The sequence below is a fragment of the Kribbella sindirgiensis genome, from assembly GCF_004331435.1.
GTDB classification, from domain to species: Bacteria; Actinomycetota; Actinomycetes; order Propionibacteriales; family Kribbellaceae; genus Kribbella; species Kribbella sindirgiensis.
In genome coordinates this window covers 633924-647088 of record NZ_SJKA01000001.1, presented here as the reverse complement: position 1 = coordinate 647088, position 13165 = coordinate 633924, and the positions used below count along the sequence as shown (strand labels likewise).

Genomic DNA, 13165 nt, shown 5'->3' with positions numbered 1-13165 from the left:
GGTGTGCGGCGAGCTCAGATGTCGAGGAAGCGGACGTCCTTGGCGTTGCGCTGGATGAAACTGCGCCGCGCCTCGATGTCGTCGCCCATCAGCGTCTGGAACGTCTCGTCGGCGCGGATCGCGTCGTCCAGCGTGATCTGCAGCAGCACCCGGTTCGCCGGGTCCATCGTGGTGTCCCACAGCTCGTTCGCGTTCATCTCGCCCAGACCCTTGTAGCGCTGGATCGGGTTCTCCTTGGGCAGCTTCTTGCCGGCCTCGTAGCCGGCCTCGAGCAGTCCGTCGCGCTCCCGGTCGGTGTACGCGAGCTCGTCGGGCTGGTTGCTCCAGCGGATCTTGTACAGCGGCGGCTGCGCGGCGTACACGTGACCGCGCTCGATCAGCGGGCGCATGAAGCGGAACAGCAGGGTCAGCAGCAGCGTCCGGATGTGCTGGCCGTCGACGTCGGCGTCGGCCATGATCACGATCTTGTGGTACCGCAGCTTCTCCTCGTCGAAGTCCTCGTGGATCCCGGTGCCGAGCGCGGAGATGATCGCCTGGACCTCGTTGTTCTGCAGGACCTTGTCGATCCGGGCCTTCTCGACGTTCAGGATCTTGCCCCGGATCGGCAGGATGGCCTGGAACTTCGGGTCCCGGCCGCCCTTCGCGGAGCCGCCCGCCGAGTCACCCTCGACGATGTAGACCTCGCACTCCTCGGGGTTGGTCGACTGGCAGTCGGCCAGCTTGCCCGGCAGGCCGCCGCCGCCCAGCAGGCCCTTGCGGTTACGGGCCAGGTCGCGGGCCTTGCGGGCCGCGATCCGGGCGCTCGCCGCCGCGGTCGCCTTGCGAATGATCTCGCGGCCCTCGGCCGGGTTCTGCTCGAACCAGGCGCCGAGTTTGTCGTTCACGACCCGCTGGACGAAGCCCTTGACCTCGGTGTTGCCGAGCTTGGTCTTGGTCTGGCCCTCGAACTGCGGCTCGCTGAGCTTGACCGAGATGATCGCGGTCAGGCCCTCCCGGATGTCGTCACCGGTGAGCCGGTCCTCTTTCTTCTTGATCATGCCCTGGTCCTCGCCGAACGAGTTGACCAGTGAGGTGAGCGCGGCCCGGAAGCCCTCTTCGTGGGTGCCGCCCTCGTGCGTGTTGATCGCGTTCGCGAAGGTGTGCACGGACTCCTGGAACGAGCCACTCCACTGCAGGGCGACCTCGAGGCTCATGCTGTTCTCGCCGTTGGCCGCGGCCTCGAACGAGATCACGTCGCGGTGCACAGTCTCGCGAATACCGGTCAGGTACTTCACGTAGTCGACCAGGCCGTTGTCCGCCTTGAACGACTGCTCGACCGGGTGGCCGTCCTCGGTGTGGTCCGGCCGCTCGTCCCGGATCACGATCTCCAGGCCCTTGTTCAGGAAGGCCATCTCGCGGAACCGGGTTGCCAGCGTCTCGTACGAGTACGTCGTGGTCTCGAAGACGTCCGGGTCCGCCCAGAACGTCACGGTCGTCCCGTTGGAGTCCGACGTACCGATCTCGGCGAGGTCCTCGTCCGGGACGCCGTGCGTGAAGGACTGCGTGTACAGCTTGCCCTTCAGCTTCACGTCGACCTTGAGCCGGGTGGACAGCGCGTTCACGACGGACACACCGACGCCGTGCAGACCACCGGACACCTTGTAGCCACCGCCGCCGAACTTGCCGCCGGCGTGCAGGACCGTCAGTACGACGGTGACGGCCGGCTTGCCCTCGGACTCGACGATGTCGACCGGGATGCCGCGGCCGTTGTCCTCGACGCTGACCGCGCCGTCGGGCAGCAGGGTGACGACGATCCGGTCGCCGTACCCGGCCATGGCCTCGTCGACCGCGTTGTCGACCACCTCGGTGACGAGGTGGTGCAGACCGCGCTCACCCGTGGACCCGATGTACATCCCCGGGCGCTTCCGGACCGCGTCCAGCCCCTCCAGGACCTGGATCGCGCTCGCGTCGTACTCACGCTCGACGAGGTTCGACGGGATGGCGTCGAGGAGTTCCTCGCTGGCTGCGGTGGTGCCGATGGGGTCGGCGGACTGGTTGGCGTCGATCTCGATCGGCTCGTCGGTCACCGGTGGTTGTCCTCCTCGGACCTCGCATTCGCGAGGCATCGCGGCACAGTAGAGCCGCCCTCTACGGTCATAACGGCGGCACGTCCACCATTCTACCTGTCGACCGAACCAGAACCTGCCACCAGCCGCCCGAAACTCACCTCAGGGCGTCTTTTCTCCCTCATCTCCATGTCCCCTCTCGCGGGTGGGGGGCCAGAAAGCGCTCACGGGCACTCAGTGGCCTCCGGCAGTTTCGCGACTGACCGTTCCGAGACCCACCGGTCCAGACCGCTCAGGGCCGTTCGAGGGCGCCGGGGACGACGGGGGCCCGGGCGCGCACCCACCGCCCCTTAGGATCGCAGCCGTGGAAAGTCTCGACGAGGTCATCGATGCGATGATCGCCGACCGGGTGATTCACCGGCACCGGCGGATCTGGTTGCTGGTGATCGCCCTCATCGTGGCCGCGGCCCTGGTGATCCTGGCCACCGGCGGGTGGAAAGAGAAGAAGGGCCGCGTCGTCCCGACCATGGACGCCCCGGCGACGGTGACGGCCGGCCGGTTCGAGTTCGGCTTCACCAAGGCGGAGATCATCCGGAAGCCGAAGGGCGAGTACAGCGAGGCCGAGACCGTGCTGAGGGTGTATTTCACCGCGAAGAACATCGACTCCGAGGAACACAAGAGCGAGTCGATCCACAACGACCTGCTCGTCTTCGTACCGGGCGGCGGCGAGGACCTGGTCGACTCCAACGGCGGTGACTGCCAGGGCCTGAACTGGGACCTGGTCTACGGGCTGCCGCCCGTGGAGTGCAGCACCAAGTTCGAGGTCGCTCCGGACTTCGCCGCGGACACGGTCGAGATCGGCGTCCTCGGGGAGCAGTACAAGGGCGACAACGGCGCACTCGGTCTGCAGGAGAAGCCGTACTGGCAGAGCGAGACCCCGGTTGCCGTCGTCCGGCTGAAGCCGACCGTTGTCGTCGACGACGGGAAGGACGGATGAAGCTCTACCGCCCCGCGACCATCCTGGTCGGCCTGCTGTTCGTCCTGCTCGGCGGGATCACCCGGCTGGCCGGTCCCGACCACGTCTACGGCGACGACCAGAACCTGAAGGTCGTGCACGGCACCATCGGCGAGGCGCTCCCGTTCGCGGGCAGCGGATCGACGATGAAGGTCACCCGGATCAAGTTCGCCAAGACGATCATCCAGTCCGACCCGAGTGACGACGACAAGCCGTTCGAGACCAACGGCGTCTTCATCGCCGTCGAATGGGATGCGGTCCGCGGCGTGAAGGACCCCGATTCGTTCGACCCCGTGCTGATCACCGACGGCGGCAGCGTGTACACCGAGGTCAGCGAACCGAGCGAGAGCAGGATGGAGTTTCCCGACGCCGGCTTCGCGAGCACCGGGGCCGTCGTGTTCGAGGCGAACCCGGCCGATCTGAAGGGCCTGACCCTGAGAATGAAGCCGTCCATGATCTTCAACGTGTACAACTCCGAGATCCGCGTCGACCTGGGCATCCCGACCGAGGACATCGCCCAGCAGATGGTCGACGGCGCCGTCGACCAGTACGTCGTCAATGGCGACGTCACCCGGGTGGCGTCGTGAAGCTCGCGAGCCGCGCGGGCCGGCTGCTCGTACAGATCCCCTTGGTGCTGGCCCTGCTGGGCGTCGGAACGTTCTCCATGCTCCGTCCGTACCTGAGCGACGACGAGGACCTGTACAAACAGGGCCGGATCGACGAGGTCGTCAGCCAGGGGCCGGTGACGGTCCAGTCCATCGAGTGGAAGCTGGACTCGATGAAGGCCTACACCGCGCTGCTGAACGAGGACGGCGAGGCGATCAAGCTCGACGCCCCGGCGGGGTCGATCGTCGTGCTGGCCACGCTCACGGTGACGCCGCGGAAGGGTATTCGGCTCAACGAGCAGGGGTTCAGCTGTGACGCGCTCCTGCGGGACAGCAAGGGCAACACCTGGGACGACACCCAGGCCTACGGTTACCCGCTGCCGACCTACTGCGGGGACGACGACCACCCGTTCACGATGGACAAGCCGGGGCAGGTCGCCAAGGTCTACATCGTCCCGAAGAGCGCCGTACCAAACCTGATCGGTCTGACCGTCGAGGACTTCTACATCCACCGGCGGGTGCTCATCACTCCCTGACCGGGGGCCCGGACGAAACCTCAGGCGTTGGCGGGAGCCGGCTGCTTGGCCGGCGCCTTGGCCTCGGCGATCGCCGCCGCTTCGGCGCGCCGCTCGTTGCCGACCGAGATGCACAGGTCGAAGGCGGCCGCCAGGAGCGCGATCCGCAGCGGCTCGAAGAGCATCTCCTGGATCAGGTTGGCGATCTCGTGGTTCATCAAGCCCCAGTGCACCCCGTGGATGCCGAGCATCCGCTGGAACACCACGAACGACCAGTCGCTACCGAGCACCCAGAACGTGTAGACGAGGCAGACCACACCTAGGAACACCGGTCCGACCCGGACCAGCAGGCGGAACGCGTTGATCGCGGGATAGAACTTCTCCCGCAGACCCGCCAGCAGCAGGTCCGGGGCCTTGTAGGTGAGGCCGACCAGCCGGCCCCGCTGCGGTGCCTGCTGCTGCTCGACGTGCGCGCCGAGCCGGCGTTCCAGCCGCGTGCCCCGGAGGACACCACCGCTCGACAGCACCCGGTGGCCGAAGACCACGGTGGTGATCGCCAGCCATGTCAGCGGCTCCGCGACGCCCAGCTTGAACAGCGGCCAGAGCGATTCCCAGAAGAAGCCCCAGAGGAACTCGATACCGGCCGGGATCGGGATGTGGATCTTGTCGAAGAAGCCCTTGAGGCCGTCCCACCAGTCCAGCGACCAGTACCAGAAGGACCGGTCCTTGAACCACGCCTTGCCCTGGCTGATCGCGAACGGCGTGATCACGAAGGTGAGCAGCACGAAGAAGGCCTCGGCCCAGACCTGGGCGAACTTCACCGGGCGGCTCGGCCACCGGTCGTCGATCGCCTGGAACACCCGGCGCAGCACCAGCAGAACACCCAGCGCCGGCAGGTACCCGTGCCAGTTGTGATCGCCGAGCTTGAAGAACGACGAGCCCTGCTGCAGTCCGTTCTGGACCAGGAACGTCGCGCTCAACTGGCTGACCTGCTTGTCGAAGAAGCCCCACGCCGACCAGACCGCGACCAGCGGCAGCAGTGTGACCGCGAGCAACTCCAGCAGGCCACGCTGCGTCGGGTCCGACGTTTCCTCGGCCTCGTTGCTCGCCGCGTCCCGCCACCGGTACAGCGACATCGCACAGGTCCGGATCATGCCGACCGACGCGGTGATCTGGAGCAGTACGCCGACCGCGAACAGGCCGGTGCCCAGACTCGAGTGCAGGTGCTTCGCCAGCCAGATAGCGCCCTGCGCGCAGACCGTGAACCCGACGAACCCGGCAAGCCACCAGGTGGTCATGGGCAGGAGATTCTTCCACCAGAGCCGGAAGGTATCTCCGATCAGGTGGACCATCTCGCGGAATCCGTCAACGACCGTACGCATCGCGCCCGATCCTAGGGGAGGGCCGGGTCCTCCGAGCAACTCAGGCCGTTATCCGTAGGTGTCCCGGGGGCCGCGGCCGCCGCGGATCGTGCGGGGGCCCTTGCGCCAGGTATAGGTGTTCGGGCCGAGGACCTTCACCTGGGTCACGGTTCCGTCGCCGAGTTCGTCGTTCAGCCGGAAGAGCAGTTGCGGGACCAGCAGGTCGAGTTGGACCTTCCACGCGGTCGACGACGTACGGACGGTGAGCACCGTGTCGTCGTACGACTCCGGTTTGCAGTGCTCGGCCATCTCCGGGCCGACGATGGACGGCCAGCGGGCCATCACGCCGTGAACGGCGACGTCGACCTCCCAGCCCTGGTCGCGCATCAGCCGGCCGAGGGTGTTGGTCAGCTGCTGCGGGTCGCGGTCGTCGGGGCGGGCGCTGCTGATCTGGGCGCCGCCGATCCGCGGCCGCCGGCGGCGTTTGACCGGCATGATGCCGCCCTTCGCCGCCTGCTGCTTCAGCCGGGCCGCGAGCGATTTCGCGAGCTCGAGGCCCTGCTTGTCGTGCTCGGCGTCGCTCTCAGGGCCGCTCTCGGAGGAATCCGGGGGTTCAGGCACGCTGAACGACCCCCTCACCCACCTCGAAGCGCGCCCCGTTCAGTTCATCTGGCACGTCCGCGCCGACGGCCGCGGTCACCAGCACCTGCTCGGCCGGCGCGACCAGCTCGGCCAGGCGGTCCCGGCGCTGCGAGTCGAGCTCGGCGAACACGTCGTCGAGGATCAGCACCGGTTCACCTCCGTCCGCGCGCAGCAGGTCGTACGACGCCAGCCGCAGCGCGAGCGCGAACGACCAGGACTCACCGTGACTCGCGTACCCCTTCGCGGGCAAGTCCCCGAGCCCGAGTACGACGTCGTCGCGATGCGGTCCGACCAGTGACACACCACGGTCGAGCTCGTCCTGCCGCTTCTCCCGCACCGCCGCGAGCAGCAGCTCCTCGAGTTGCTCCCGCGACACCACACCGGGTTCGAGCAGTACGGACGACTTGTACTCGAGCCGCGCATCACCCTTGCCCCGGGCAACGGCGTCGTACGCGCTGGACACCAGTGGGCGCAACGCCTCCAGCAACTCCAGGCGGGTCGCGAGCAGCTCGGACCCGGCGCGCGCGAGGTTCGAGTCCCAGACCTCGAGCGTACGCAGCTGGCTCTCGGCGGCACTCGACCGGTTCTGCCGGCGGGCCTGTGAAGCGCTCCGGAGCAACGAGTTCCGTTGCTTGAGCACCCGGTCGTAGTCCTGCCGTACGCCGGCCATCCGCGGTGCCCGCAGCGTCAGCAACTCGTCCAGGAACCGGCGCCGCTCGGCCGGATCGCCCTTCACCAGCGCCAGATCCTCCGGCGCGAACAGCACCGTGCGGAGCAGACCGAGCACTTCGCGTGGCCGCGGCACGGGCGAGCGGTTCACCCGGGCCCGATTTGCCTTCCCAGGATTGATTTCCAGCTCGACGACCACGTCCCGGTCGTACTGGCTGCGGATCTCCGTCCGCACGATCGCGCGGGTGGCCCCGGCCCGCACCAGCGGTGCGTCGTTCGCCACCCGGTGCGAACCGAGGGTCGCGGTGTAGTGGATCGCCTCGACCAGGTTGGTCTTGCCGTGGCCGTTCGGCCCGACGAAGGACGTCACGCCCGGAGTGAGCTGGACCTCCGCCTGCTGGTAGGACCGGAAGTCGAGCAGACCCAGGGCGGTGACGTACACCTCAGTGCTTGATCGGGGGCGTGGCGTAGGACGGGTCCGCGGACTCGGCACCCTTCACCGCGTGACCGCCGAACTGGTTCCGCATCGCGGCGATCGCCTTCATCGCCGGCGAGTCCTCCTGCCGCGACGAGAACCGGGCGAACAGTGCGGCGGCGATCGCCGGCGTCGGTACGGCGAGGTCGATCGCGGCCTCGACGGTCCAGCGGCCCTCGCCGGAGTCGTCGGCGTACCCCTTGATCTTCTCCAGGTGGTTGTCGTCGTCGAGCGCGTTCACCAGCAGGTCGAGCAACCAGGACCGGATCACGGTGCCCTCGCGCCAGGACTGGAACGCCTGCGGCACGTTCTCCACGATGTCCGACGCCTCGAGCAGCTCGTAGCCCTCGGCGTAGGCCTGCATGATCCCGTACTCGATGCCGTTGTGGACCATCTTCGAGAAGTGCCCGGCGCCGACCTTGCCGGCGTGCACGAAACCGAACTCGCCCTCGGGCTTCAGCGCCTCGAAGATCGGCATCACGATACCGACGGTGTCCTGGTCGCCGCCGCACATCAGCGCGTAGCCGTTCTCCAGGCCCCAGACACCGCCGGAGACGCCGCAGTCGACGAAGCGGATGTCCTTCTCGGCGAGCTGGGCGGCACGCCGGGTGTCGTCGGTCCAGCGGCTGTTGCCGCCGTCGATCACGATGTCGCCGGGGGAGAGCAGCTCGGCCAGCTCGGTGACGACCGGGTCGATCGCCTGCACCGGGACCATGATCCAGACCACCTTGGGCTGGTCGGTCGCGGTGAGCTTGCCGACCATGTCGGCGAGGTCCTTGGAGTCGGAGATGTCCTGGTTGTGATCGAACCCGACCACGGTGTGGCCCGCGTTCCGGATCCGCTGGCGCATGTTGCCGCCCATCTTGCCGAGACCGACAAGGCCGAGCTCCATCGTGAATCCCCTTGTTCTGTTGGTGTTCAGCTGTTCAGGCGGACCGGCATCAGCACGTAGCGGAACTCACTGATGGGGTCGCCGTCGAAGTCCGTCACACCGGTCAGTTCGGCCGGCTTCGTGGCCTGCGTGAAGGCCAGGTGCGCGACCGGCGTACCGATCGCACCGAGACCGTCGAGCAGGTACGTCGGGTTGAAGCCTACGGTCACCGGCTCGCCGACGACCCGCGCCTCGAGCGACTCCGACGCCTGCGCCTCGTCACCGCTGCCGGCGTCGAGCGTCACGCTGTCGTCCTCGAACGTCAGCCGGACCGGAGCGTTGCGCTCCGCAACGAGTGCGACGCGCTTGACCGCCTCGACGAGGGTCGCCGTGTCGATCCGGACCCGGGTCGCGATCGCCGCGTCGGTCGGGATGATGCCGCGGACCTTCGGGAACTCGCCGTCCAGCAACCGGGTGGTCGCACGACGACTGCCGCCGGCCACCTCGCCCTCGAAGCCGACGATGCCGTCACCGGTGCCGGGTGCGGCCAGCGAGACGATCACGTCCGAACCGGTCATCGCCTTCGCGGTCTCGGACAGCACCCGCGCCGGAATCAGCGCGGCGGCCGAGGCGTCGGGGGACTGCGGGTTCCACTCCAGCTCGCGGATCGCCAACCGGTAGCGGTCGGTGGCCAGCAGGGAGATCGTGGAGCCCTCGATCTCGACCCGGACACCGGTCAGCACCGGCAACGTGTCCTCGCGGCCGGCCGCCGTCACGACCTGTGAGACGGCCTGGGCGAAGACATCGGCCTTCACCGTGCCGCTGGCCGCCGGAAGCTCCGGAAGGGCCGGATATTCCTCTGTAGGAAGCGTCTGGAGAGTGAAGCGTGAACTGCCACAGGTGAGCTGGGCCTTCGCGCCGTCCACCGCGAGGTCCACGGGCTGGTTCGGAAGGCTCTTGGAGATGTCGGCGACGAGCCGGCCGGAGATCAGGCACTTCCCGGCGTCGGCCACCTGCGCGGGGACCGTGACCCGGACCGAGGTCTCGTAGTCGAAGCCGGACAGGGTGATCTGCCCGTCCTCGGCCTCGACCAGAAGGCCGGCAAGGATCGGGACGCTGGGACGACTGGGCAAACTGCGCGCGGCCCAGGCCACCGACTCGGCCAGTACGTCGCGCTCGACGCGAAACTTCACCGCTGGGTGCCTCCTGTTTCGGCTGTGTGCCAGGCAGATCCTGCCACGGACAAAGGTGCTGTGCGCCCATCGGGCCTGACGTGGCGCTTCGGGCGGGTCGCGTCGGCGTCGTTCCTACGCGGCCGCGAACTGCTCCTCGCGGTCTCACGGGAACAGCCTGACAGGTCCCGCAAGCCGGCGCGAGATCGGGGTTTTCCCCAGATCGGGCCGCTCGATCGTTTTGTGGCCTTCGATCTCTCTACAGATTCCATAGTGTTCTTCGCACCGGTGGATACTGTGGAAAAGCGCCGAGTTCGCAGGTCAGACCCTGTTTTGGGGTGGGGACGCCGTGTGGACGACGCTCGCTTGTGCTGGGGACGGCCGTGGACGGCGAAATCTGTCCCCACAGGCGATCCACACCCCAACCGGACCTTTCCACGGCGATACCCACAGTTTTCCACAGCTGTGTCCCCAGCCTGTGTGGTTATTGCTGCTTGGCTTGGTGCTTGATCCGGTTGGTCAGTTCGGTGACCTGATTGAAGACGCTGCGGCGTTCCGACATCAGTTGCCGGATCTTCCGTTCGGCGTGCATCACGGTCGTGTGGTCACGGCCGCCGAACTGCTGACCGATCTTCGGCAGCGACAGATCCGTCAGCTCGCGGCACAGATACATGGCGATCTGGCGGGCCGTGACGAGCACCCGGCTGCGGCTCGAACCGCACAGGTCGTCGATGGAGAGTCCGAAGTACGACGCGGTCTGGCCCATGATCATGCTGGCGGTCACCTCGGGCTTGCTGCCTTCGGGGATCAGGTCCTTCAGCACGATCTCGGCGAGGCTCAGGTCGACCGGCTGCCGGTTCAGGCTGGCGAACGCGGTGACCCGGATCAGGGCGCCTTCGAGCTCCCGGATGTTCGTCTGCACCTTCGACGCGATGAACTCCAGCACCTCCGGCGGCGCGGTCAGCCGCTCGGTGGCGGCCTTCTTCCGCAGGATCGCGATCCGGGTCTCGAGGTCCGGCGGCTGGATGTCGGTGATCAGGCCCCACTCGAACCGGTTCCGCAGCCGGTCCTCCAGCGCCTCCAGTCGTTTCGGCGCGCGGTCGGAGCTGATCACGATCTGCTTGTTCGCGTTGTGCAGCGTGTTGAAGGTGTGGAAGAACTCTTCCTGGGTCTGGATCTTGCCTTCCAGGAACTGGATGTCGTCGATCAGCAGTACGTCGACGTCGCGGTACCGGCGCTGGAACTGGGACGCCTTGTCGTCGCGGATCGCGTTGATGAAGTCGTTGGTGAACTCTTCGCTGGAGACGTACCGCACGCGCGCACCGGTGTAGAGACTGCGGACGTAGTGCCCGATCGCGTGCAGCAGGTGGGTCTTGCCCAGACCGGAGTCGCCGTAGATCAGCTGTGGGTTGTACGCCTTGCCCGGGGCCTCGGCGACGGCGACCGCGGCCGCGTGCGCGAACCGGTTCGAGCTACCGATGACAAAGGTCTCGAAGGTGTACTTCGGGTTCAGCCGGGCCTCGCCCTGCGCCTCGGTGGCCGGCTGGGTCGAACCGTTCGGCGGCGGGGCGACCGATCCGAGCGGCTGGCCGAACGAAGACTGTTGCGGCTGCTGCTGGTACTGCTGCGGGGCTTGGGCCGGCTGGCTGAACTGGTTGTCCGGGTCGGTCAGGGCGGACTGGATCGTCGGCTGGAACGCGCCGTCGGTGCGAAGCGGTTCGCGTACGGCGGGTGGCTGCTGAACCGGCTGCATGGGCTGCTGCATCGGTTGCTGTTGCGGTGCGTGCTGGGAGTGCTGTTGCGGGTGCTGCACCGGCTGCTGGGTGTACTGCGGTTGCTGGGGCGCCTGCTGCTCGCGGAGCTCCGGGTCGAGCGACGGGTCGACGGTGACCGCGATGCGGATGTCGCGACCGAAGCTCTCGGTGAGGATCCGCTCCAGGTCGGGGCGGAGGCGCGTCTCGAGCTGACCGCGGGTGAAGTCGTCGGGTACGGCGACGATCGCGGTGCTCTCGTGCAGGGTCACCGGACGCGAGTTGGTCAGCCAGGCGCGTTGGTTGGGCGGCAGGCCAGCAAGCACCCGGGCCCAGGCTTCCCCAAGATCCGTCACTGCCGCGGGCTGCTGAGGCGCCTGTTGCTGAGGTGCGTGGTGCTGAGATGCCTGCTGCTCGGGTGCCTGCTGTTGTGGAGCTGCCTGCTGTGCACCCGGCTGTTGGGTGTACTGCGGCTGGGGAGGTTGCGGGGCCGGCTGCTGGAATGCGGGCTGCTGTGGAGCTGAGTCCGGCGGGGTGGCCGGAAGTGACTGGGGAGCGGGCGGCTGCTGAGCGGGCTCCTGGGGGGTCGGCTGAGCGGACGGCTGCTGTGGCTGCTGTGCCTCGGGGAAGAGGCGGTCGGGTGCCGGCTCTGGAGTTGGAGAGTCGGCTGGAGGGTGTTCGGCCGTGGTCTCCTGCGTTGGCCGGTTGTCGGGTGACCACTGGTTGGTGGATGCGTTGTCCACACGTGCCTCCCCCTCGATGGGTACCGCGCCTGGTGCATTGCCGCCAGTACCCCAATCCGCCGTACCCCAGGCATGACCCGCGCCGGGGTACTGGTTGACGGCCGGCGCCGCACCGAAGTACGTCGTACCTGCCGCGGACTGAGCTGGGCCGGACGGAAGATCGGTGGCCGCGCGCTCGAGTTCGGAGCGGTAGCCGTACGGAGCTGCGGGCGGTGCGGGACGGTACCCCGCGGCCGGCGGTTCGGGCATCGGGATCGGAAGCGACGGGCTCAGATAGTCACCCGGGTCCATCCGCGGCGTCGGCGCCTGGGCCGGCGTCGGCGTCTGGGCCGGCGTGGGCAGCGGCGGCTGCAGTGGCGTCACCGGCCCGGTCTCGGCGCGCGGCTCGGCCTCCGGCGTGGGCCGGACCTCGGTGCGGAAGTTCGCCTCGGGTTCGGGACGGATGTCGGCGTCGGGTTCGGGCCTGAGGTCCTGCCGGCCGTCGGCGCTGTACTCCGCCCGGTACTCGGCCGTGAATTCCACCGGTGTGAATTCCGCACTGGCGGAATGGTCCTCGACCACGCGTTGCTCCCCGATTTCGTCGCTGCGGTGGCCGGCGCGATCCGGGGTTCCTCCCGAGCTGCGCGACCGTTCGACCCGACCACCGTGCGGTGTCTGTCCACACGGTTGTCCACAGTTGTGAACGACCGCCGGAGCAGGTTGGTTACCGATCGCGGGGTGTGGGACCTCTGGTGTGAGGGAGTGACGCTAACAAGTCCGAGCAGGCACCTTCAAGCCGTCATCCACAGGCTATGAACAGCAAATTGGGGGCAACCTTCGGCGTGTCGGGTGGACGCCGGAGCGTAGTCGTGGTGCGAAATCGCTCTCTGTCGTCGTTCCGGTCGGACAGTGACGAATCCTGGCCCGATCGGTTGCCCACTACCCTGTCCACAAGCCTGTGGAAAAGTCTGGGGATACCTGGTTTGACCTGTCCACAAGGAGCCACGTACCGTGGATCGGTCGGTGTTGAGCCGGCCGTTTCGTGCTGCGCTCCCTGCGGGACCTGTTCTCTGGTTCTCCGACGGTGTGCAGGACAGGCACCTTGGACAGATCCAATCAGTGGATTTGTCGACATTTGTGTTCTCGAGTAACCGGAGTCATTCCAGTGAGCAAGCGGACGTTCCAGCCGAACAACCGTCGTCGGCACAAGAAGCACGGCTTCCGTCTTCGGATGCGTACCCGTGCGGGTCGCGCGATCATCGCTGCCCGCCGTGGCAAGGGTCGTCAGCGCCTCGCGGCCTGAGCGACCCATCTGACGGTGA

General features: G+C 67.6%; 11 protein-coding genes. 4 read left to right on the top strand and 7 right to left on the bottom strand.

All coding sequences use genetic code 11. The features are described from left to right. Nucleotides 1–14: 14 nt before the first annotated feature. Entirely contained in the window at nucleotides 15–2105 is a 2091-nt protein-coding gene (gene gyrB / locus E0H50_RS03250; protein ID WP_131284506.1) for a DNA topoisomerase (ATP-hydrolyzing) subunit B, read from the bottom strand. A 304-nt stretch (nucleotides 2106–2409) separates the two neighbouring features. On the opposite strand from gyrB, the gene E0H50_RS03245 reads away from it, so the two are divergent. From E0H50_RS03245 to E0H50_RS03235, 3 genes are read left to right on the top strand one after another with little or no spacing between them, the layout of a single operon-like run. Beyond that, the gene (locus tag E0H50_RS03245; RefSeq protein WP_131284504.1) at nucleotides 2410–3042 is read left to right on the top strand and encodes a hypothetical protein; all 633 of its coding nucleotides are present in this window, start codon (nucleotides 2410–2412) and stop codon (nucleotides 3040–3042) included. Next, complete coding sequence (locus E0H50_RS03240; protein WP_131284502.1) at nucleotides 3039–3647, top strand: hypothetical protein; 609 nt, start codon at nucleotides 3039–3041, stop codon at nucleotides 3645–3647. The genes E0H50_RS03245 and E0H50_RS03240 overlap by 4 nt, the downstream gene beginning before the upstream one ends. Then, entirely contained in the window at nucleotides 3644–4201 is a 558-nt protein-coding gene (locus E0H50_RS03235) for a hypothetical protein (RefSeq protein WP_131284500.1), read from the top strand. Before E0H50_RS03240 ends, E0H50_RS03235 begins: the two co-directional genes overlap by 4 nt. 20 nt (nucleotides 4202–4221) lie before the next feature. On the opposite strand, the gene E0H50_RS03230 is transcribed toward E0H50_RS03235, so the two are convergent. The 6 genes from E0H50_RS03230 to dnaA all read right to left on the bottom strand — a co-directional run bounded on the left by E0H50_RS03230 (nucleotide 4222) and on the right by dnaA (nucleotide 11435). Beyond that, nucleotides 4222–5562 carry a hypothetical protein gene (locus tag E0H50_RS03230; RefSeq protein WP_131284498.1) on the bottom strand — a complete coding sequence of 447 codons (1341 nt, stop codon included), beginning with the start codon at nucleotides 5560–5562 and terminating at the stop codon, nucleotides 4222–4224. 48 nt (nucleotides 5563–5610) lie between these two features. Next, complete coding sequence (locus tag E0H50_RS03225; protein ID WP_131284497.1) at nucleotides 5611–6162, bottom strand: DciA family protein; 552 nt, start codon at nucleotides 6160–6162, stop codon at nucleotides 5611–5613. Continuing rightward, entirely contained in the window at nucleotides 6155–7294 is a 1140-nt protein-coding gene (recF, locus tag E0H50_RS03220) for a DNA replication/repair protein RecF (protein ID WP_131284495.1), read from the bottom strand. The genes E0H50_RS03225 and recF overlap by 8 nt, the downstream gene beginning before the upstream one ends. Nucleotide 7295: 1 nt before the next feature. Continuing rightward, nucleotides 7296–8219 (bottom strand): phosphogluconate dehydrogenase (NAD(+)-dependent, decarboxylating), encoded by a 924-nt coding sequence (gnd, locus tag E0H50_RS03215; protein ID WP_131284493.1) that lies wholly within the window; start codon nucleotides 8217–8219, stop codon nucleotides 7296–7298. A 26-nt stretch (nucleotides 8220–8245) separates the two neighbouring features. After that, nucleotides 8246–9391, bottom strand: coding sequence for a DNA polymerase III subunit beta (gene dnaN, locus E0H50_RS03210; RefSeq protein WP_131284491.1), 1146 nt, complete (start codon nucleotides 9389–9391; stop codon nucleotides 8246–8248). A gap of 463 nt (nucleotides 9392–9854) precedes the next feature. After that, a complete protein-coding gene (gene dnaA / locus E0H50_RS03205) occupies nucleotides 9855–11435 on the bottom strand; it encodes a chromosomal replication initiator protein DnaA (RefSeq protein WP_420323229.1) in 1581 nt (526 codons plus the stop codon). 1573 nt (nucleotides 11436–13008) lie between these two features. Here dnaA and rpmH point away from each other — a divergent pair. Next, the gene (rpmH, locus tag E0H50_RS03200) at nucleotides 13009–13146 is read left to right on the top strand and encodes a 50S ribosomal protein L34 (RefSeq protein ID WP_130386492.1); all 138 of its coding nucleotides are present in this window, start codon (nucleotides 13009–13011) and stop codon (nucleotides 13144–13146) included. Nucleotides 13147–13165: the final 19 nt, after the last annotated feature.